The sequence below is a fragment of the Pseudomonas oryzihabitans genome (assembly GCF_007665395.1).
Classification (GTDB): domain Bacteria; phylum Pseudomonadota; class Gammaproteobacteria; order Pseudomonadales; family Pseudomonadaceae; genus Chryseomonas; species Chryseomonas psychrotolerans_C.
Genome location: NZ_VDND01000007.1, coordinates 115,698 through 132,687, shown reverse-complemented (window position 1 = coordinate 132,687; position 16,990 = coordinate 115,698). Strand labels below are relative to the sequence as shown.

Below are 16,990 nucleotides of genomic sequence, written 5' to 3'. Positions count from 1 at the left end.
GTTGGGAGCCGGCAATGTTGGGCTTCGACGATGCAGCCGTCTCAACCCAACCTACGCTTTACCTCGGCCCTGGCCGCGATCAGCCAGTTGCTCCTACCGGGATGTCCCTAGCGGCATCCGCGCCTTGAAGCTCCAGGTGAAGCAGAATTCCGCCACCTGCTCGCCGCTCTCGTCGGTGCCGACACTACGCAGTTGCACCACCTGGGGCACGCCCGTCTCCCGCGCCAGCCGCAGCGCCGCGGCGATGGCCGCGCCCTGGTCGCAGCGAAAGACGATGGTGCCCACCGCCTTCTTGGTGAAGGTCGCGTTGAGCGCCACCACCAGCATGGCGAAGCGACTGCCGGAGCGACGGATGTGCAGGTCGGCGAGGATACCGGTGGAAAATTCCGCCGCCATGCCCTCCACCGCCCAGAACATGCTCTTGAAGGGATTCTGGTTCAGCCAGCCATGGGTGACCTGCATCTGGCAGCCGCTGGCGTCCAACTGACGCAGGCGCAGCCCGGCGATCTTGGCGATGGGCACCTTGGCCCAGACGAAGAGATTGAACAGCAGTCGATTCATGACGGGCGCATCCGACGCCCTGGCCGAAGCGCCAGGTGACCCGCAGCTTAGCGCGTCGTCCCGGGCCGCTCCACGGCAGCGGGGAGCGGCCGAGCAGACAGTTCGCGACCCCTGGGTCGCGCGGCCCGGGGCGCCGCGACCAGGCCGCGACGCCCCGGGGGATCACAGCGGATTGGCGTTGAGTTGCTCGGCGTAGCGCCGGGTCATGAACACCGCGAACAGCAGGCCGGCCACCGCCAGCCCCCCACCCACCAGGCCAATGTAGGGCATGCCGACCTGGGTGCCCACCACGCTGCCCAGCAGGGCGCCGCCGCCGATGCCGACGTTGTAGATGCCCGAGAACAGCGCCATGGCCACATCGGTGGCGTCCTTGGCCAGCGCCAGCACCTTGGATTGCAGCGCCAGGCCGAAGCTCATGATGGCGATGCCCCAGACCACGCTCAGCCCTTCCAGCAGGTAGCCCTTCCAGGCGAAGGGCAGCAGCAGGAGCAGCGACAGGGCGATGCCGCCGATGGCGATGATCAGGAAGCCGTTGGGGAATCTCAGGCTGTAGCGACTGAACAGTAGCGAGCCGATCACCCCGGAGCCACCGAACAGCAGCAGCAAGGCGGTGATCTGCATACCGGCCATGCCCGCCACCTCCACGGCGAAGGGCTCGATATAGCTGTAGCCGGTGAAGTGGGCGGTCACCACCAGCACCGTGAGCAGGTAGATGCACAGCAGCGCCGGGCGCTTGAACAGCACCGGCAGGCTGGCCAGGGAGCCGGAGTTCTCGCTGGGCAGCAGCGGCAGGTTGCGCGCCAGCCAGAGCACCGTGCCCACGGCAACGGCGGCAATGGCGAGGAAGGTATAGCGCCAGCCGAGCAGCTCACCGAGCACCCGGCCCAGCGGGATGCCCAGCACCATGGCCAGGCAGGTGCCGGTGGCCAGCAGGCCAAGGGCCTGGGTCTGCTTGCCGGGCGGGGCGATGCGCACGGCCAGCGACGCGGTGATCGACCAGAACACCGCATGGGCGAAGGCGATACCGACCCGACTGGCCACCAGCACCTCGAAGCTCCAGGCCACCCCGGACAACCCATGGCAGGCGATGAACACCACGAAGACGAACACCAGCAGGCGACGCCGCTCGATGGCGCGGGTGACGAGCATCATCGGCAGGGACATCAGGGCGACCACCCAGGCATAGATGGTCAGCATCAGCCCGACCTGCGACGGACGCAGGTCGAAGCTGCGGCCGATGTCGCTGAGCAGCGCCACCGGCACGAATTCCGTGGTGTTGAAGATGAAGGCGGCCAGGGCCAGGGCGATGACGCCGGACCAACTGGGTGTCCGGGCTTCGGCGGTAGCATCCATGGAAGGTCTTCTACTCCAGAGCGGGATGGATAGGCAGCGACTTCGCAGGACGAAGTCGACGACGAAAACCCACGAGCAAAGACTTGGCCCGCCTGCGACGGGAAGATCGCGAGCGAGAAGGCTGCCGTAGGTCGGGATTGGTTTTGGATGTAGTAAAAATTCTACGCTGACGATTCGGACCACTACAACCGCCGCGCGGTGCCCCTTAGTCGATCAGGATTTCACAATCGTCGGCCAAGCGACTGACCAGCCACGCTTTTTCGGTCAACCAAAGGCCATGCCAGGCCCTTCCAGCTGCGACAAAACATCGCGAAACCTTTTACCCGTCACAGCCTCGGACAGGAACCAGCGTAGCGGTTGACCTTGCCCCAGGGGCAAGCTCTAGCCTCGCTATCGTCAGCTAATTCCAGGAGCCTCCCCATGCGTATCGTCCTCCCCACCACCCTGCTCGCCCTCACCCTGCTGGCGAGCGGTGTCGCGACCGCCGCCGAGGATACCCACCAGGCCCACCAGGACATGCAGAAGAGCATGGACGCCATGCACCAGGGCATGGAAGAGGGGCTTAAGGCCAAGGACCCGGATCTGGGCTTCGCCAAGGGCATGCTGGCCCACCACGAGGGCGCCCTCGACATGGCTCGCTACGAGCTCCAGCACGGCAAGGACCCGGAGCTGCGCCAGCTGGCCGAGACCATCATCCAGGCCCAGCAAAAGGAGATCGACCAGCTCAAGCGCTGGATCAAGGCCCACGGCAAGTGATGGCCGCGGGCGCGGGCGACTGGCACAGTGAGGGTCCCGCCCCGTCCCGGAGATCGTCATGCTCATCGACCATCTGGATCACCTGGTGCTGACCACCGTCGACCTCGCCGCCTGCGAGGATTTCTATACCCGGGTGCTGGGCATGCGCCTGGAGGTGTTCGGCGCCGGGCGCAAGGCGCTGAGCTACGGCAACCAGAAGATCAACCTGCACGAGCGCGGTCGGGAATTCGAGCCCAAGGCGCACCTGCCGGTGCCGGGCGCGCTCGACCTCTGCTTCATCGCCCGCCAGCCGCTCGACGCGGTGATCGCCCATCTGCAGCGGGAAGGCTGGCCGATCGTGGAAGGCCCGGTGGACCGCACCGGTGCGACCGGGCCGATCCGTTCGGTCTATGTGCGGGATCCCGATCTCAACCTGATCGAGATCTCGGAGTACCCGACCTGATCCGCCCGCGGCTTCGCCGGGCGCAGGGCGGGCAGGCTTCGGCCACCCCCTAGCGCGGCCGGCCGAACACCTGGGTCCAGTAGAGGCTGTGGGTGCTGCGCGGATTCAGCGCATAGGCCGCGCCCATCTCGGTGAAGTCGGGACTCATGAGGTTGGCGCAATGCCCGGGGCTGGCCAGCCAACCCTGCATGGCCTGGGCGACCGAGCCGGCGCCCGCGGCGATGTTCTCGCCGATGCGCGTCCAGCCATAGCCCTGCCTGGCCACCCGCTCGGCGACGCTGCCGCCGTCCGGCGCGGTATGGGAAAAGTAGTCGCGCCCGGCCATGTCCTGGCTGTGCGCCAGGGCGGCATTGGCCAGCGCCGGATTCCAGCGCAGTGGCGTGGTGGCGGCGAAGCGCCGGGTACCGCAGGTACGGGCCTGGGCCCGGGCCCGGTTGACCTCGGCCAGGACCGCCTTGCCAGCGGTCTGCCAATCGCCCAGGCCGGCGCTCACCACCGGACGGGCCAGCACAAGCTGCCAGCGGGGTCCCTGCTGGCTGACACCGATCTGGGCATAGTCGCTACTCGCCAGCGGCCGGCAATACTGCTGGCGCAGTCCGGCCATGGCCGCCTGGGCGGTAGGGGCACCGGCCAGCATGATCACCTGCACCGCCGCGGCCTGGTAGCCGGCGGCGCGCAGGTCGCCCTGCAGGCGCTCGCGACCGGTCAGGCGCACCGCCGCCAGGCGACTGTCCGCGGCGAGCGGCGCGGCGGCGCGCATCCCGGCACAGCCCTGGGGCGCCGCGCGATAGGCATTGATCAGGCTGACCAGCCGCGCCTCTTCGGGCGTCGCCGTCAGGGCGGCCTGGGTCAGCAGGGTCGTGGTCAGCAGCAGGGACAAGGCAGGCAAAGGGGACATGCGTGAGCGGATCCGGAAAAGAGGGAAGCGCTATGTACCCGGCCTGCATCCAGGGCGCAAGCCAGGCGGCTCGCCAACCGAGGAACGGATGGCAGTTTGCTTGCAAGGGTGATTGGGGTAGGCTCGCCGGCTCAATCAACAGGAGTCTCTCCCATGGCCAAAGCCTCTGCCCGCCACATCCTGGTTTCCAGCGAAGCCAAGTGCAACGAACTCAAAGCCGCCATCGAAGGGGGTGCCGACTTCGCCCAGGTGGCCAAGGACAACTCCAGCTGCCCGTCCAGCCGCCAGGGCGGTGACCTGGGTACCTTCCGCCCGGGCCAGATGGTCAAGGAATTCGACACCGTGGTGTTCAGCGCCCCGCTGCACCAGGTCCAGGGTCCGGTGAAGACCCAGTTCGGCTACCACCTGGTGGAAGTCACCAGCCGCGAGGATTGATCTCGCCGACGCTTTCGCCTGCCGCGGGAGCGTCACCCCTCCCCCCTTCCGCACGACCGACTATCCTGCAGAGACCCCGTCTCGCGAGGCCAGTCCCTTGTCCAGTCCCCGCTTCCATCATGGCCAGTGCCTTTGTGGCGCCGTCCAGCTCGACTGCCCGCTCACCACCACCCAGGTCTCGGCCTGTCATTGCCGCACCTGCCGGCGCTGGGGCGGAGGTCCGCTGCTGGCGGTGGAATGCGCCCTGCCGCCGACCATTCGGGGTAGCGAGGCCCTCGGCATCCACCGTTCGTCCAGCTGGGCGGAGCGCGGCTTCTGCACCCGCTGCGGCACCCACCTCTTCTACCGCCTCACGGCCCGGCCGCACTACGCCATTCCGGTCGGCCTACTGGACACCTCGTCGGACTGGATCCTGGATGACGAGATCTTCATCGAGGAAAAGCCCGCCTGGTACTGCTTCGCCCATTCCCTGCGCCAGCGGACCGGCGCCGAAGCGCTCGCCGACCAGGACTAGCCGGCCGCGGCGATTGGCGGTGGCGCCCTGACCGTGTCGCGCACCCAGACAGCGCCGATACCCTCACCAGTCTCACCGCCACCACGGCTTCCTGAGCTGCAGGGACTTACCGTTCGTCGGCACTGACCGGCAAGTCCCGCCCGCCGCTCGGGTATCTGTCCCTCATCAGGGGCAGATACCGGTAAACGTCGGCCCACCTTCCGAGTGACCACAGGGTCACGGCCAGCGCCGTGGCTTGCGGCCCGGTTTTGCCCTCATCGGCGACCCATGAGTCAGCAATAGACGCCCCAAACCCGCTCCCCGCCGCGTCTACGACTTTTGTAGTGACTATACGAAAGCACTACAAAACTTGGTTGACGACGCCCTGATCTCCTGCAAATCTCTAGTTGCACCGGACGCGAACCCCCTATCCATGCGGGTCGCGCCTGGGCTCCGGGTGACCCTCGGGCCGTCTTGCGTAGTGATGCTCAAGAGGCACTACAAAAGAAGACGACTGGAACGCCACGCTGCTCGAGGCAGCGTCGCCAGAGGTGACGTCCGGATCCATGCAGGCACGCACGGCGACATGACTCGACAGCTGGGCCCACCGCTCGCCTTCGCGACCGGCAGCCAGGTGGCAACCGCCATCCCGCTGCCGGACGTTGGGAAAAGACTGGTACCCAAGCCCACCTCATCGAGAAGGATCGACTCATGTCCGCTTACCAGAACGACGTTCAGGCCATCGCCGCCCTCAAGACCACCGCCGGCAATCACTGGAGCGCCATCAATCCGGAGTACGCCGCACGGATGCGCTTGCAGAATCGCTTCAAGACCGGTCTCGACATCGCCCGCCACTGCGCGGCCATCATGCGCCGGGACATGGCCGACTACGACGCCGACAGCAGCGCCTACACCCAGTCGCTGGGCTGCTGGCACGGCTTCATCGGCCAGCAGAAGCTGATCGCCATCAAGAAGCACCTGGGCAGCACCCAGGGCCGCTACCTCTACCTGTCCGGCTGGATGATCGCCGCGCTGCGCTCGGAATTCGGCCCGCTGCCGGATCAATCCATGCACGAGAAGACCAGCGTGCCGGCGCTGATCGAGGAGCTCTACACCTTCCTGCGCCAGGCCGATGCCCGCGAACTGGCCATGCTGTTCCGCGAGCTGGACGCCGCCCGCGCCGCCGACGAGAACGCCAAGGCCGCCGCCCTCCAGGCCAGGATCGACAATTATGAGACCCATGTGGTACCGATCATCGCCGACATCGACGCCGGGTTCGGCAACGCCGAGGCCACCTACCTCTTGGCCAAGAAGATGATCGAAGCCGGGGCCTGCTGCATCCAGCTGGAAAACCAGGTCTCCGACGAGAAGCAGTGCGGCCATCAGGACGGCAAGGTCACGGTGCCCCACGAGGACTTCCTGGCCAAGATCAATGCCGTGCGCTACGCCTTCCTCGAACTGGGCGTGGACAAGGGCGTCATCGTCGCCCGCACCGACTCCCTGGGCGCCGGCCTGACCAAGCAGATCGCCGTGAGCAAGCAGCCGGGCGACCTGGGCGACCAGTACAACGGCTTCCTCGACTGCGACGAGGTGGACGCCAGCCAGCTGGGCAACGGTGATGTCCTGATCAGCCGCGGCGGCAAGTTGCTCAAACCCAAGCGCCTGGCCAGTGGCCTGTTCCAGTTCCGTGCCGGCAGCGGCGTGGACCGGGTGGTGCTGGACTGCATCACCTCGCTGCAGAACGGCGCCGACCTGCTGTGGATCGAGACCGAGAAGCCCCACGTCGGCCAGATCAAGGCCATGGTCGACCGCATCCGCGAAGTCGTGCCCAACGCCAAGCTGGTCTACAACAACAGCCCCTCCTTCAACTGGACCCTGAGCTTCCGCCAGCAGGTGTTCGACGCCCTGCAGGCCGAGGGCAAGGACGTCTCCGCCTACGACCGCGCCAAGCTGATGAGCGTGGACTACGACGACACCGAACTGGGGCGCCTGGCCGATGCGCGGATCCAGAGCTTCCAGCGCGATGCGGCGCGAGAAGCGGGCATCTTCCACCACCTGATTACCCTGCCCACCTACCACACCGCGGCGCTGTCCACCGACAACCTGGCCAAGGGCTACTTCGCCGAGGAAGGCATGCTGGCCTACGTCAAGGGCGTGCAGCGCCAGGAGATCCGCCAGGGCATCGCCTGCGTCAAGCACCAGAACATGGCCGGCTCGGACATGGGCGACGACCACAAGGAATACTTCGCCGGCGAGGCCGCGCTCAAGGCCGCGGGCAAGGACAACACCATGAACCAGTTCCATTGATCACGGCCCTGTGGAGGACACACTCATGAACCTGAACGACAACCCCAGCCTGGACGATCTCAAGCAGCTGTTCGGCCGGCTCAAGGACAAGAACCACAATCACATCCTCTGGGTCTGCGAGAGCGGCGCGGTGCATGTCGACCGCCTGCCCGGCGGCGAGACGCCCGAGCAGTTCGAGGAGCGCCATCCCAGCCTGCGCATCCGCTTCAAGACCTACAACAAGGGCGGCGGCTACGTCGGCAAGTCGGCGGCAGCGGACGACAACTTCATCAGGAGCGTCCACGCCGCCCTGCAGGAACACTGGCGCCTGGCCGGTCGGCAGCAGCAGCCGGCCTATGTGGATCGCTACTACTGAGATGAAAAAGGGCGCGTCGGATGGTTGAACACCGGTCGCGCCCTGCCCCACCTCTGAGGCGACTCCCCTGATCCGGGATGGCCCTCCCGGCTCGCGCGAGTCGCCTCTTCCGTTTACAGCACGAACAGATCGACGAAGCGATGCACCGGCGTGGCTTCCAGCCCTGCCTGGTCCTTGCAGAGGTCGAAGATCTGGGCGCAGCGACCGGCCGGGAAGCGCGTGGCCAGGTTGCTCTGGAATTTGCGCTCCAAGAGCGGGATGCCCTCTTCGCGGCGTCGGCGATGGCCGATGGGGTATTCCACGGCGATCTTCTCGGTGCTGCTGCCGTCGGTGAAGAACACCTGCAGGGCGTTGGCGATGGATCTCTTGTCGGCTTCCAGGTACTCGCGGCTGTAGCGCTCGTCCTCGACGATCTCCATCTTCTCGCGCAGCTGGTCGATGCGTGGATGGGCCTGGTGGAAGGCGTCTTCGTAGTGCTCGGCGACCAGGTCGCCGAACAGCAGCGGCACGGCGATCATGTACTGGAGGCAGTGGTCGCGGTCGGCGGCATTGGCCATGGGGCCCTGCTTGGAGATGATGCGGATGGCCGATTCGTGGGTGGTCACCACGATCTTCTCGATCTGATCCACCCGGTCCCGCACCTGGGGATGCAGGATCACCGCGGCCTCGGCGGCGGTCTGGGCATGGAATTCCGCCGGGAAGCTGATCTTGAACAGCACGTTTTCCATCACGTAGCTGCCGAAGCCCTGGGGGAAGCGGAACTGGCGCTGGTCGGCCGGCTTGGTGGCCAGGTCCTTGTTGGTGTGGCTGAACAGCACGTCGTAGAAGCCCCACTGGGGCGCGCTGAGTACGCCCGGGATGCCCATCTCGCCGCGCAGGGCGATGTCGGCCAGGCGCACGCCGCGGCTGGAGGCGTCACCGGCGGCCCAGGACTTGCGGCTGCCGGCATTGGGTGCATGGCGATAGGTGCGCAGCGCCTGGCCATCGACGAAGGCGTGGGAGAGCGCCGCCAGCAGTTGCTCGCGGTTGGCGCCCATCAGCTTGGCGCTGACCGCGGTGGAGGCCAGCTTGACCAGGAAGACGTGGTCCAGGCCGACGCGGTTGAAGGAGTTCTCCAGGGCGAAGACGCCCTGGATCTCGTGGGCCATGACCATGGCCTCCAGCACCTCGCGCATGGTCAGGGGCGCTTCGCCCTGGGCCACGCGGCGCTGGGAGAGGTGGTCGGCCACCGCCAGGATGGCACCCAGGTTGTCGGAGGGGTGGCCCCATTCGGCGGCCAGCCAGGTGTCGTTGTAGTCCAGCCAGCGAATGATGCAGCCGATGTCCCAGGCCGCCTTGACCGGGTCCAGGCGATAGCTGGTGCCCGGCACCCGCGCGCCCTGGGGCACCACGGTGCCCTCCACCTGGGGGCCGAGCAGCTTGGTGCACTCGGGGAAACGCAGGGACAGCAGGCCGCAGCCGAGGGTGTCCATCAGGCAGTTGCGGGCGGTGTCCAGGGCCTCGCGGGAGCTGACCTGGTAGGTCAGCACGTAGTCGGCCAGGTCCTGGATGACGGGGTCGTAGTCGGGTCGGTTGTTGAGATCGACGTTGGCGCTCATGGGATTTCCTTTATATCGTGGCCGTGGCGGTCCGCCGATGCGGCCGCTCCTACGGGGGTTGGCTGCCGAGGCCGCTCCCGTAGGAGCGGCCCATGGCCGCGATCAAACAATCAACGATTGGCGATGGGCGTGAAGGCCCGCTGCTCGACCCCGATGTAGTCCGCGCTGGGCCGGATGATGCGGTTGTCGGCGCGCTGCTCGAAGACGTGGGCGCACCAGCCGGCCGTGCGCGAGCAGACGAAGATCGGGGTGAACAGCGGCGTCGGGATGCCGAGGAAGTGATAGGCCGAGGCGTGGTAGAAGTCGGCATTGGGGAACAGCCCCTTCTCTTCCTTCATGGTGCGGTCGATGGCTTCCGAGACCGGGAACAGCACCCTGTCGCCCACCTCCGCCGCCAGTTGCCGGGCGTAGTCCTTGATCACCTCGTTGCGTGGATCGCTGTCGCGGTAGATGGCGTGGCCGAAGCCCATCACCTTTTCCTTGCGTTCGAGCAACTGCTTGAGGCCAGTGACCGCCTCTTCCGGCGAGGCGAAGCGCTCGATCAGCGCCATGGCCGCCTCGTTGGCGCCGCCGTGCAGCGGCCCGCGCAGGGAGCCGATGGCACCGGTGACGCAGGAATAGAGATCCGACAGCGTCGAGGCGCAGACCCGGGCGGTGAAGGTGGAGGCGTTGAATTCGTGCTCGGCATAGAGGATCAGCGAGACGTTCATTACTCGCGCGTGCAATTCGCTGGGCGCCTGGCCGTGCAACAGGGTGAGGAAGTGGCTGGCGATGTCCGGGGCGTTACTGCTGCACTCGATGCGGATGCCGCGCTGGCTGAAGTGGTGCCAGTAGAGCAGGATCGCCGGAAAGGCGCCGAGCAGGCGGTCGGCTACCAGTTGCTGGTCGGCGAAGCTGCGCTCCGGCTCCAGGGTGCCGAGCAGCGAGGCGCCGGTGCGCATCACATCCATGGGGTGGGCGCTGGCGGGAATGCGCTCCAGGCCTTCCTTGAGCGGCTGCGGCAGGTCGCGCAGTGCCGCCAGGCGCTGGCGATAGGCGTCCAGTTGCGCCTGGGTCGGCAGCTCGCCATAGAGCAGCAGGTGGGCCACTTCCTCGAAGTCGGCCTCGGCCGCCAGTTCACGGATGTCATAGCCCCGGTAGGTGAGGCCGGCGCCGGTCTTGCCGACGGTGCAAAGCGCGGTGCGGCCGGCGACCTGGCCACGCAGGCCGGCACCGCCGAGGGTTTTGCTGTCTGCCATCGTCTCGCTCCTCTTGGATTTATTAGGCGAAAAAGCGGGCGTTCAGGGTGGGGCTTCAGGGTTTGTGCTGCTGGAACAGGCGGTCCAGCTGGTCTTCGTACCTGTGGTAATCGATGCGGTCGTAGAGTTCGGCGCGGGTCTGCATGGTGTCGACCACCGCTTGCTGGCTGCCGTCGCGGCGGATCGCCGTGTAGACGTTTTCCGCCGCGCGATTGGCCGCGCGGAAGGCCGACAGCGGATAGAGCACCAGGCCGACGTCGGCGCCGGCCAGCTCCTCGGTGGTGAACAGCGGCGTGGCGCCGAACTCGGTGATGTTGGCCAGGATCGGCACCTGCACCGCCTGGGCGAACTGGCGGTACATGGGCAATTCGGTCATGGCCTCGGGAAAGATCATGTCGGCGCCGGCCTCGACGCAGGCGCAGGCGCGGTCGATGGCGGCCTGCAGGCCCTCCACCGCCAGGGCGTCGGTGCGGGCCATGATGACGAAGTCCGGGTCGGTGCGGCCATCCACCGCCGCCTTGATGCGGTCGACCATCTCCTGCTGGCTGACGATCTCCTTGCCCGGCCGGTGGCCACAGCGCTTGGCGCCCACCTGATCCTCGATGTGCATGGCCGCCGCGCCGGCCTTGATCAACGAGCGCACGGTGCGCGCCACGTTGAAGGCCGAGGCGCCGAAGCCGGTGTCGACATCCACCAGCAGCGGCAGGTCGCAGACGTCGGTGATACGACGGACGTCGATCAGCACGTCCTCCAGGCCGCTGATGCCCAAGTCCGGCAGCCCCAGGGAGCCGGCCGCGACGCCGCCACCGGACAGGTAGATGGCCTGGAAGCCGGCCCGCTTGGCCAGCAGCGCATGATTGGCATTGAGGGTGCCGACCACCTGCAGCGGGCGTGCGGCGGCGACAGCGGCACGGAATTTCTGGCCGGGACTGACGGCAGGCATGGTGTTACCTCGACTGGGCTTGGACTAGGGGGTGGCTCTGCAGATTGCGCTTGGAGGCGGCGATGTGCCGGCGCATCAGTAGCTCGGCCAGTTCGCCATCGCCCTCGGCCAGGGCATCGAGGATGCGATGGTGTTCGGCGAAGGCTTGGCGCGGCCGATTGGGGGTGGCGGAGACCTTGAGGCGGTACATGCGCACCAGGTGATAGAGCTCGCCGCAGAGCAGGCGCACCAGCATGCCGTTGCCGCTGGCCTGGATGATGCGGTAGTGGAAGTCGTGGTCGCCTTCCTGCAGGTAGTAGCCGGTGCCGGCCTGGAACGCCGGGTCGCGCTCGTGGGTATCCAGCAGCTGGCGCAATTCGGCGATGCCCTGGGGCGTGAGGCGCTCGGCGGCCAGGCGGCAGGCCATGCCTTCGAGGGATTCGCGGATTTCGTAGAGTTCGACCAGCTCGGCCAGGCTCAGGGCGGCGACCCGGGCCCCGGCATGGGGCACCCGCACCACCAGGCGCTGGCCTTCCAGCCGGTGGATGGCTTCGCGCAGCGGGCCACGGCTGATGCCATAGGTACGGGCCAGCTCCGGTTCGGAGATCTTGCTGCCCGGCGCCACGTCGCCGCGCACGATGGCTTCGCGAATGCGCCGGAAGACCTGTTCGGAAAGGGTTCCGCTGTCGGTCTCGGGCGCCTCGGTCACGAGGGGGCTATCGATCATTGTCGACACCTTTTGTGTTTATGGGCTGAATAACTACGCCTGAACGCCTTTCCAGTCAATCTTTGTCGACAATCCTGCTGTGACAGTCTGTATCTCCCATGCCCGCCCGGCGGTTCGCTACACTAGCGCGCCGTCCAGCCCCAACCGACCTCGCCATGCCCCTCTGCCACCTGCATCCGCTGCCCTATCACGCCGAACCTACGGCGCGTTTCGCCCTGTTGCACGGCGAGCCCGGCGCGGTGCTGCTGGATTCCGGGCGACCGGTGGCCGAGCGCGGTCGCTACGACCTCATGGCGGCCTGGCCGCTGGCGGTGCTGCAACCGGCAGCCGGCGAGGATGGCCGCACCTTCTGTGCCCGGGCGCGTACCGCCCTGGCCAACCTGGGCCGGGCGGAATTGCCAGACGAGGTGGAGCTGCCTTTCGCCGGTGGCCTGCTGGGCTATCTCGGCTACGACTTCGGCCGGCGCCTGGAGCGGCTGCCGGAGGGTGCCCGCGCCGATCTGCAACTGCCCGATGCGCGCCTGGGGCTCTATGCCTGGGCGCTGATCACCGATCACCAGGCGCGGACCAGCCAGCTGGTCTGCCATCCGGCGCTGGCGGCCGGGGAACGGCAGCGGCTGATCGCCCTGTTCGACGCGGGGGAAACGTCCGAGACCGAGGCCTTCGGCCTCACCGCGCCCTTCGCCGCCGACATCGACGAGGGCACCTATCGCCAGCGCATCGAGGCCATCCAGGCCTATATCGCCGCCGGCGATTGCTACCAGGTCAACTTCGCCCAGCGCTTTCGCGCGCCCTTCCAGGGTTCGCCCTGGACCGCCTACCTCGCCTTGCGCGCGGCCTGCCCGACGCCCTTCTCCGGCTACCTGGCGCTGGCGCGTGGCGCCCTGCTCAGCCATTCGCCCGAGCGCTTCCTGCGGGTGAGCCGTGGCCAGGTGGAAACCCGGCCGATCAAGGGCACCCGGCCACGCCGCGCCGATCCCGCCGCCGATGCCGCCGAAGCCAGCGCCCTGCTGGCCAGCCCCAAGGATCGCGCCGAGAACCTGATGATCGTCGACCTGCTGCGCAACGACCTGGGCCGTAGCTGCCGGATCGGCTCGGTGCGGGTGCCCGAATTGTTCGCCTTGGAGAGCTATCCCAACGTCCATCACCTGGTCAGCGCGGTGACCGGCGAACTGGCCGCGGGCCTGGACGCCCTGGACCTGCTGGCCGGCAGCTTTCCGGGTGGCTCCATCACCGGGGCGCCGAAGATCCGCGCCATGCAGATCATCGACGAACTGGAAGAGACCCGCCGCGGCCCCTATTGCGGCTCGCTGCTCTATCTGGACGTGCGTGGCGAGAGCGACAGCTCCATCCTCATCCGCAGCCTGCTGGCCGAAGACGGCGTGCTCACCTGCTGGGGCGGCGGCGGCATCGTCATGGATTCCCACTGGGCCGACGAATACGCCGAATCCCTGGCCAAGGTGCGGGTGCTGCTGGAAACGCTGGAAGCCCATAGCTGATCCGGCTTTGCTACCATGGCGTCATCTTCTCCCTGGCTGGAGCCCGCCATGTCTCTCGATCTCGCCCGCATCAACGCCGACCTCGGCCGCGACCCCGAAAAGCTCGTCGCCTGGGCCCTGGGGCTGGGTAAAAGCGCCATCGTCACCACCAACTTCCGTCCCTTCGAGGCGGTGATCCTGCACCTGGTCAGCCAGGTCAAGCCGGACATCCCGGTGGTCTGGATGGACAGTGGCTACAACACCCCCGCCACCTACCGCTGCGCCGACGAGATCGTACGCAAGCTGAATCTCAACCTGGTGACCTACCTGCCCAAGCGCTCGCGCGCCCACCGCGAGGCCATCGACGGCCCGGTGCCGGGGCTGGACGATCCGCGCCACGCCGCCTTCACCGAAGAGGTCAAGCTGGAACCCTTCGCCCGGGCCCTGCGCGAGACCGCGCCCGAGGTCTGGTTCACCGCCCTGCGCGCCACCGACACCGCCGTGCGCGCCCAGATGGATCCGGTCAGCGTCAACCCGGACGGCCTGATCAAGGTGGCGCCGCTGCTGCACTGGACCTCCAAGGATCTGTACCAGTACCTCACCGCCCACGACCTGCCCAACGAGTTCGACTACTTCGACCCCACCAAGGGTGACGAGAACCGCGAGTGCGGCCTGCACCTCGCCCACTGAGTCCGTGCCTTTCGCGCGCCCGGCCCCGGGCGCGCGCCCTGCTCTGCTGAACTGCCGCCCATGACCGCTTCCCGCCCTACCCACTCCCGCAAGGGCGTCTTCGCCGTGGTGCTCGGCAACGCCGTGGAATTCTTCGACTTCGGCGTCTACGCCACCTTCGCCGTGCTCATCGGCCAGGTGTTCTTTCCGTCGACGAATGCCTTCGCCAGCCTGATGGCCAGCGTCATCACCTTCGGCGTCGGCTTCGTCGTCCGGCCACTCGGTGCCATCCTCATCGGCGCCTGGGCCGATCGCGTCGGGCGCAAGCCGGCCATGCTGCTGACCATGGTGCTGATGGCCCTGGGCACCGGTGGCATCGCCGTGCTGCCGGGCTACGACCAGATCGGCATGGCCGCACCCATCCTGCTGGTGCTGACGCGCCTGCTGCAGGGCCTGGCCTGGGGTGGCGAGGCGGGGCCGGCGACCACCTACATCCTCGAAGCGGCGCCGCTGCACCAGCGCGGCACCTACGCCTGCTGGCAGGTGGTGGCCCAGGGCCTGGCCGCGGTGGCGGCCGGGCTGATCGGCTATGGCCTGACCCTCTGGCTGACACCGGAGCAACTGCTGGCCTGGGGCTGGCGCCTGCCCTTCCTGCTCGGCCTGGCGATCCTGCCCATCGGCCTCTACATCCGCCGCGGCCTGGTGGATACCCATGCGGGTGAGACGCGGGGTACCGGCGCGGTACTGCACGAGGTGCTGACCACCCAGCGCCGACCGCTGCTGCTGGGGCTGTTGATCCTCTCCGGCAGCACCATCACCCAGTATTTCCTCAACTACATGACCACCTTCGCCCTGGTGGAGCTCAAGCTGCCCACCGGCATCGCCATGCTCGCCACCCTGGTGATGGGCGCGGCCATGGCGGTCTGCTCGATCCTCGGCGGCATCCTCAGCGATCGCTATGGCCGGCGCATCATCCTGATCCTGCCGCGCCTGCTGTTGCTGGTGCTGCTCTATCCGGCGCTGGAACTCATCACCCAGGCGCCCGGCCCGGGCACCTTCCTGCTGACCCTGGCGGTGCTCTCCGGCCTGCACGGCATGAGTGGCGCCGCGCTGATCGTGCTGCTGGTGGAGAGCTTCCCGCAACGGGTGCGGGCCACCGGCTTCTCGCTGGTCTATGCGGTCGGCGTCGCAGCCTTCGGTGGCACCGCCCAGATCGTGGTGACCTGGCTGCTCGGCGCCACCGGGGATCGCATGGCGCCAGCCGTCTACCTGCTGGTGGCCAACCTGGTCTGCCTCGGCGCCGCCTGGTTCGCCGCCGAGACCTGTCCGGGGCGTCAGCCGGCGGAGCGCTCCGCGACGTAGACCTCTTCGCGGCGGTGCTTGCGTTCCAGCTGGCGGTAGACCACCCCGGTGAGCAACAGACCGAACAGCAGCACCCCGGCCAGCAGATAGAGGCCCGAGGCCAGGGTGCCGGTGGCTGCCTTGAGCGCCCCTATGCCATAGGGGCCGAGATAGCCGCCCAGGTTGCCCACCGAGTTGATCAGGGCGATGCCCGCCGCGGCGCTGGCCCCAGCGAAGAAGCGCCCGGGCAGGGTCCAGAACAGCGCGGTGAGGGAAAACAGGCAGAAGGCCACGACCGACAGCGCCGCCAGTTGCAGCACGGCGGTGCCGAACCAGGCACTGCCCGCCATGGCCAGGGCGCCCACCGCATAGAGCACCGCCAGGTGCCCATAACGATCACCCAGGCGATCCGAACTGCGCGGCACGATGAGCAGGCCGAGGATGCCGAAGGCATAGGGAATGGCGGAAATGAAGCCGGTACTCAGGTCGCTGCCGCCGAACTGGTGGATCAGCGTCGGCAGCCACAGCCCCAGGCCATAGATGCTCAGGGTCACCGGCAGGTAGAACAGCGCCAGCAGCAGCACCCGGTGATCCTTGAGCGCATGCAGGGGGTTGCCATGGCGGGTCTGGTCGAAGAGGTGCAGGTCCTTTTCCAGCTCCGTGGCCAGCCAGCGCTTTTCCTCGGCGTCCAGCCAGGCGACCTGCCGGGGCCCGTCCGGCAGCCGGGTCAGGGTCGGCCAGGCCAGCAGCACCGCCGGCGCGCCGATGCAGAGGAACAGCCACTGCCAGCCATGCAGGCCAAGGGTGCCATCCAGCTGCAGCAACAGGCCCGATAGCGGCCCCGTCACCAGCATGGCGATGGGTTGGGAAAGGATGAACAGCCCCATGATCTTGCCGCGATGGCGCACCGGGAACCACTGGGTGAGGTAGTAGAGCACCCCGGGGAAGAAGCCGGCCTCGGCCACCCCCAGCAGGAAGCGCATGACGTAGAAGCTGTTAGGTCCCTGGACCAGGGCCATGCCCATGGTGATGGCGCCCCAGGTCACCAGGATGCGGGCGAACCAGCGGCGCGCGCCGAAGCGTTCCAGCAGCAGGTTGCTGGGCACCTCGAAGAGGAAATAACCGATGAAGAACAGCCCAGCGCCAAGACCATAGGCGGCGTCGCCGATGCCGACGTCGGCGCCCATGTGCAGCTTGGCGAAACCCACCGCGGAGCGGTCGATGTAGGCCACGAGATAGAGCAGTACGAGAAAGGGGACGAGCTTGAAAGTGATCCGGCGGATGAGGGCGGATTCGGGGTTCATGGCGTTCTCCGACTTGTTGTTTTTGTGCGGCTGGAGCGCAAATCAGGCAAAAGTCTAACGTAATATCATTGAATCGTTAAATAGCCATAAATAGCCACCTATCGCCTTCTATA

At 67.3% G+C, this 16,990-nt stretch carries 17 protein-coding genes; 9 read left to right on the top strand and 8 right to left on the bottom strand.

Annotated features, from left to right (window positions below):
* Positions 1-93 precede the first annotated feature (93 nt).
* Together FSV73_RS15880 and FSV73_RS15875 are read right to left on the bottom strand one after the other, a co-directional pair.
* Positions 94-561, bottom strand: coding sequence for a DUF4442 domain-containing protein (locus FSV73_RS15880; protein ID WP_145008811.1), 468 nt, complete (start codon positions 559-561; stop codon positions 94-96).
* A 162-nt stretch (positions 562-723) separates the two neighbouring features.
* Positions 724-1,914: a sugar transporter gene (locus tag FSV73_RS15875; protein ID WP_145008810.1), complete on the bottom strand. Its 1,191-nt coding sequence runs from the start codon at positions 1,912-1,914 to the stop codon at positions 724-726.
* Between the two features lie 420 nt (positions 1,915-2,334).
* Here FSV73_RS15875 and copM point away from each other — a divergent pair, with 420 nt between their 5' ends.
* Together copM and FSV73_RS15865 are read left to right on the top strand one after the other, a co-directional pair.
* Complete coding sequence (copM, locus tag FSV73_RS15870; RefSeq protein ID WP_145008809.1) at positions 2,335-2,670, top strand: CopM family metallochaperone; 336 nt, start codon at positions 2,335-2,337, stop codon at positions 2,668-2,670.
* Positions 2,671-2,728: 58 nt separating this feature from the next.
* On the top strand, positions 2,729-3,112 hold the full coding sequence (locus tag FSV73_RS15865; protein ID WP_145008808.1) for a VOC family protein: 384 nt from the start codon (positions 2,729-2,731) through the stop codon (positions 3,110-3,112).
* A gap of 49 nt (positions 3,113-3,161) precedes the next feature.
* Here FSV73_RS15865 and FSV73_RS15860 read toward each other — a convergent pair whose 3' ends face one another.
* Complete coding sequence (locus FSV73_RS15860; RefSeq protein WP_145008807.1) at positions 3,162-4,010, bottom strand: CAP domain-containing protein; 849 nt, start codon at positions 4,008-4,010, stop codon at positions 3,162-3,164.
* 153 nt (positions 4,011-4,163) lie between these two features.
* Here FSV73_RS15860 and FSV73_RS15855 point away from each other — a divergent pair, with 153 nt between their 5' ends.
* The 4 genes from FSV73_RS15855 (at position 4,164) to FSV73_RS15840 (ending at position 7,600) form a co-directional block, all read left to right on the top strand.
* Positions 4,164-4,445, top strand: a complete 282-nt coding sequence (locus FSV73_RS15855) for a peptidylprolyl isomerase (protein ID WP_007160531.1) — start codon at positions 4,164-4,166, stop codon at positions 4,443-4,445.
* A gap of 97 nt (positions 4,446-4,542) precedes the next feature.
* A complete protein-coding gene (locus FSV73_RS15850; protein ID WP_145008806.1) occupies positions 4,543-4,959 on the top strand; it encodes a GFA family protein in 417 nt (138 codons plus the stop codon).
* Between the two features lie 690 nt (positions 4,960-5,649).
* Positions 5,650-7,245, top strand: a complete 1,596-nt coding sequence (locus FSV73_RS15845; protein ID WP_145008805.1) for an isocitrate lyase — start codon at positions 5,650-5,652, stop codon at positions 7,243-7,245.
* A 25-nt stretch (positions 7,246-7,270) separates the two neighbouring features.
* Complete coding sequence (locus FSV73_RS15840; RefSeq protein ID WP_145008804.1) at positions 7,271-7,600, top strand: hypothetical protein; 330 nt, start codon at positions 7,271-7,273, stop codon at positions 7,598-7,600.
* A 113-nt stretch (positions 7,601-7,713) separates the two neighbouring features.
* Here the strand turns inward: FSV73_RS15840 and prpD are convergent, their stop codons facing one another.
* The 4 genes from prpD to FSV73_RS15820 form a co-directional block, all read right to left on the bottom strand.
* Entirely contained in the window at positions 7,714-9,198 is a 1,485-nt protein-coding gene (gene prpD, locus FSV73_RS15835; RefSeq protein ID WP_145008803.1) for a 2-methylcitrate dehydratase, read from the bottom strand.
* A gap of 110 nt (positions 9,199-9,308) precedes the next feature.
* Positions 9,309-10,436 (bottom strand): bifunctional 2-methylcitrate synthase/citrate synthase, encoded by a 1,128-nt coding sequence (gene prpC / locus FSV73_RS15830; RefSeq protein WP_145008802.1) that lies wholly within the window; start codon positions 10,434-10,436, stop codon positions 9,309-9,311.
* A 55-nt stretch (positions 10,437-10,491) separates the two neighbouring features.
* Entirely contained in the window at positions 10,492-11,379 is an 888-nt protein-coding gene (gene prpB / locus FSV73_RS15825) for a methylisocitrate lyase (protein WP_145008801.1), read from the bottom strand.
* A gap of 4 nt (positions 11,380-11,383) precedes the next feature.
* A complete protein-coding gene (locus FSV73_RS15820) occupies positions 11,384-12,085 on the bottom strand; it encodes a GntR family transcriptional regulator (protein ID WP_145008800.1) in 702 nt (233 codons plus the stop codon).
* A 155-nt stretch (positions 12,086-12,240) separates the two neighbouring features.
* Between FSV73_RS15820 and pabB the strand changes: the two genes are divergently transcribed.
* From pabB to FSV73_RS15805, 3 genes are read left to right on the top strand one after another with little or no spacing between them, the layout of a single operon-like run.
* Positions 12,241-13,584 (top strand): aminodeoxychorismate synthase component I, encoded by a 1,344-nt coding sequence (gene pabB, locus FSV73_RS15815; RefSeq protein WP_145008799.1) that lies wholly within the window; start codon positions 12,241-12,243, stop codon positions 13,582-13,584.
* A 48-nt stretch (positions 13,585-13,632) separates the two neighbouring features.
* Positions 13,633-14,253 (top strand): phosphoadenosine phosphosulfate reductase domain-containing protein, encoded by a 621-nt coding sequence (locus FSV73_RS15810; protein WP_017641933.1) that lies wholly within the window; start codon positions 13,633-13,635, stop codon positions 14,251-14,253.
* 60 nt (positions 14,254-14,313) lie between these two features.
* On the top strand, positions 14,314-15,594 hold the full coding sequence (locus FSV73_RS15805; protein ID WP_145008798.1) for an MFS transporter: 1,281 nt from the start codon (positions 14,314-14,316) through the stop codon (positions 15,592-15,594).
* On the opposite strand, the gene FSV73_RS15800 is transcribed toward FSV73_RS15805, so the two are convergent.
* Positions 15,567-16,877: an MFS transporter gene (locus tag FSV73_RS15800; protein WP_145008797.1), complete on the bottom strand. Its 1,311-nt coding sequence runs from the start codon at positions 16,875-16,877 to the stop codon at positions 15,567-15,569. The two genes, FSV73_RS15805 and FSV73_RS15800, sit on opposite strands and share 28 nt — an antisense overlap.
* Positions 16,878-16,990 lie beyond the last annotated feature (113 nt).

Coding starts and splice junctions, on each gene's coding strand:
- prpC (WP_145008802.1), bottom strand. CDS start 10,436: ATGGCAGACAGCAAAACCCTCGGCGGTGCCGGCCTGCGTGGCCAGGTC.
- FSV73_RS15880 (WP_145008811.1), bottom strand. CDS start 561: ATGAATCGACTGCTGTTCAATCTCTTCGTCTGGGCCAAGGTGCCCATC.
- FSV73_RS15805 (WP_145008798.1), top strand. CDS start 14,314: ATGACCGCTTCCCGCCCTACCCACTCCCGCAAGGGCGTCTTCGCCGTG.
- FSV73_RS15800 (WP_145008797.1), bottom strand. CDS start 16,877: ATGAACCCCGAATCCGCCCTCATCCGCCGGATCACTTTCAAGCTCGTC.
- copM (WP_145008809.1), top strand. CDS start 2,335: ATGCGTATCGTCCTCCCCACCACCCTGCTCGCCCTCACCCTGCTGGCG.
- FSV73_RS15845 (WP_145008805.1), top strand. CDS start 5,650: ATGTCCGCTTACCAGAACGACGTTCAGGCCATCGCCGCCCTCAAGACC.
- FSV73_RS15865 (WP_145008808.1), top strand. CDS start 2,729: ATGCTCATCGACCATCTGGATCACCTGGTGCTGACCACCGTCGACCTC.
- FSV73_RS15855 (WP_007160531.1), top strand. CDS start 4,164: ATGGCCAAAGCCTCTGCCCGCCACATCCTGGTTTCCAGCGAAGCCAAG.
- pabB (WP_145008799.1), top strand. CDS start 12,241: ATGCCCCTCTGCCACCTGCATCCGCTGCCCTATCACGCCGAACCTACG.
- prpD (WP_145008803.1), bottom strand. CDS start 9,198: ATGAGCGCCAACGTCGATCTCAACAACCGACCCGACTACGACCCCGTC.
- FSV73_RS15860 (WP_145008807.1), bottom strand. CDS start 4,010: ATGTCCCCTTTGCCTGCCTTGTCCCTGCTGCTGACCACGACCCTGCTG.
- FSV73_RS15820 (WP_145008800.1), bottom strand. CDS start 12,085: ATGATCGATAGCCCCCTCGTGACCGAGGCGCCCGAGACCGACAGCGGA.
- FSV73_RS15875 (WP_145008810.1), bottom strand. CDS start 1,914: ATGGATGCTACCGCCGAAGCCCGGACACCCAGTTGGTCCGGCGTCATC.
- prpB (WP_145008801.1), bottom strand. CDS start 11,379: ATGCCTGCCGTCAGTCCCGGCCAGAAATTCCGTGCCGCTGTCGCCGCC.
- FSV73_RS15840 (WP_145008804.1), top strand. CDS start 7,271: ATGAACCTGAACGACAACCCCAGCCTGGACGATCTCAAGCAGCTGTTC.
- FSV73_RS15810 (WP_017641933.1), top strand. CDS start 13,633: ATGTCTCTCGATCTCGCCCGCATCAACGCCGACCTCGGCCGCGACCCC.